Origin of the sequence: Microseira wollei NIES-4236, assembly GCF_020521235.1 — a bacterium.
GTDB lineage: Bacteria > Cyanobacteriota > Cyanobacteriia > Cyanobacteriales > Aerosakkonemataceae > Microseira > Microseira wollei.
This window is the reverse complement of sequence record NZ_BLAY01000453.1, coordinates 1-1,226: the sequence shown is the minus strand read 5'-3', so window position 1 is coordinate 1,226 and position 1,226 is coordinate 1. Positions and strand designations below refer to the sequence as shown.

The following is a 1,226-nucleotide window of genomic DNA, read 5'->3' as shown; positions in this document are numbered from 1 at the left end:
CCGCTTGGAATGAGTTAATTTTAAAGCTCGAGTATCTCGCTGCAAAGCTCCGAGTGCGATTCGTTTAGTCGAAATGAATAATAATATTCAGGGATGACTAACTTCTCTGGAGTAACCAATAGGTTGAGGCAGCACTTGAATCCTCTAGAGATGATAACTAAGACACCATATAGGTGAGGAAAAGTATCCGAGAAATTCCCAGTCCTATCCCTCTGGTGCAGAGGTGAAAGCACATCCCCCACTTGGGAGAATGGTTATCAAACGAGTGAAGCGGGGATGAACGGCGGTAATCCAGAACCGTACTGGAAACCCCGTCTAGCAAGAACCCACGAGTAACTACAAGCTGAAGTTACGACCGAACCATCGCGATGGCAAATGGGCTACGACGGTTAACAGCCCAAGCCAAAAGGCAAGGATACGGCGTTGGCAATTTCGTTGTTGACCAACTTGCACCGCCAGTAAACCCGGTGGATAGTAACACTCTAAAGGTTCCCAATCATGGTGTCTGGGAACGAAATAACCCTACAAATGCCCTTGGGGAGGTCGATACCCAAGAAGGTAACCAGCCGAAGGGATTGGGTAAGAAGCAAACGCCCTTTGGAAACAAAAGGATACGCTGGTGAAATCGATGGTATAGCTGTAAGTAGCAATGGAAAAGGCTAAAACCAAACTGAAGTTTAGGGTGGCATGGCAACAAGACATACCTATCTGTTTAGGAACAAAACCTGACTATCAATGGCAGGAATTGCCCTGGAAACAGATAGAAAAAGATGTTTACAAGTTGCAAAAGCGGATATACCGAGCCTCGTTTCGTGGGGATGTCAAAGTAGTCCGAAAGCTGCAAAAAATCCTCATAAGGTCAGTGCCAGATGCTTAGCAGTGCGCCGAGTGACACAGGACAACCAAGGCAAGAAAACAGCCGGAATTGACGGGATTAAATCCTTAAAACCGGAAGCCAGACTAAAACTGGTTGAAAATCTGAAGCTAACAGGGAAAACGAAACCCACCCCTAGGGTCTGGATGCCAAAACCTGGAAGCGAAGAAAAAAGACCCCTAGGCATACCAACGATGTACGACAGGGCATTACAAGCACTATCAAAACTAGCACTCGAACCGGAATGGGAAGCGCGTTTCGAGGTTAATTCTTACGGATTTAGACCCGGACGCTCATGTCATGATGCCATCGAAGCAATATACAACGCAATTAGGCAAAAAGCCAAATATGT

1 protein-coding gene and 1 pseudogene are annotated in these 1,226 nt (G+C 46.3%); both read left to right on the top strand.

Translation table 11 applies throughout. The features are described 5' to 3' along the window. Positions 1–368 precede the first annotated feature (368 nt). On the top strand, positions 369–623 hold the full coding sequence (locus MiSe_RS49195; RefSeq protein WP_226594852.1) for a hypothetical protein: 255 nt from the start codon (positions 369–371) through the stop codon (positions 621–623). A 26-nt stretch (positions 624–649) separates the two neighbouring features. After that, positions 650–1,226 (top strand): annotated as a pseudogene (locus tag MiSe_RS49190) (reverse transcriptase N-terminal domain-containing protein); the annotation flags it as partial.

What these genes read in the sequence shown, in the direction of transcription:
- MiSe_RS49195 (WP_226594852.1), top strand. Translation starts at nt 369, where the DNA reads ATGGCAAATGGGCTACGACGGTTAACAGCCCAAGCCAAAAGGCAAGGA.